The sequence below is a fragment of the Weissella sp. DD23 genome (assembly GCF_001579105.1).
In the GTDB taxonomy this organism is placed as follows: Bacteria; Bacillota; Bacilli; order Lactobacillales; family Lactobacillaceae; genus Weissella; species Weissella cibaria.
In genome coordinates, this window is the sequence record NZ_KQ970394.1 from 26,559 (window position 1) to 27,500 (window position 942).

Annotated in this window: 1 pseudogene; it reads left to right on the forward strand. The window is 48.4% G+C overall.

Annotated features, from left to right (window positions below):
* Window positions 1-22: 22 nt before the first annotated feature.
* A pseudogene (locus WEIDD23_RS14685) lies at window positions 23-942 on the forward strand (heavy metal translocating P-type ATPase); the annotation flags it as partial.

Sequence of the window (942 nt, forward strand, 5' to 3'; positions counted from 1 at the left end):
CGATATGCACGATATGCACGATATGCACGATATGCACGATATGCACGATATGCACGATATGCACGATATGCACGATATGCACATGAGCCACGGTGACCACGACATGATGATGCACGGTGGCCATATGATGCATATGGGCAACATGAAGCAAAAGTTAATTGTATCGGTTATTCTGACAATTCCGATTATTTTGCTATCACCGATGATGGGGATGGCCCTGCCATTTACGATTACTGGCATTCCTGGCCAGAACTGGTTAGTGCTCGTCCTTGGTTCGATTCTATTTTTCTATGGTGGAACACCCTTCTTTAACGGTGCACGTGGTGAATTGCAAAGCAAACAACCAGCGATGATGACGCTGATTACGATGGGAATTGTGGTGGCGTACTTTTATAGTTTGTATGCCACAATCATGAACGCATTGCACCCTCACGCGATGATAATGGACTTCTTCTGGGAGCTAGCCACGCTAATCGATATCATGTTGTTAGGTCACTTGATTGAAATGAATGCGGTCATGAAGGCTGGTTCAGCGGTCGACGCCTTGGCCAATTTAGTGCCAAAAGCGGCCCACCGCCGGCAACATGATGAACATTATCAAGACACACCCATTGACGAGTTGGATTTGGGCGATGTCGTGCTCGTTAAAGAAAATGAACGCGTGCCGGTTGATGGTCGCGTGTTAACGGGGATGCCAACCTTGGACGAATCACTCTTAACAGGTGAGTCGGTTGGCGTGATGAAACATGAAGGTGACCATGTTGTTGGCGGTTCGTTGAACAGCAACACGCCATTTACGATGACCGTTGCCAAGCAAGCCCAAGATGGTTTCTTAGCGCAGGTCCAACAATTGGTAACCCGAGCACAACAGGCGAAAACAAAGTCTGAAACGTTAGCGGACCGCGTGGCTGGCTGGTTGTTCTACGCGGCCACGATTATTGG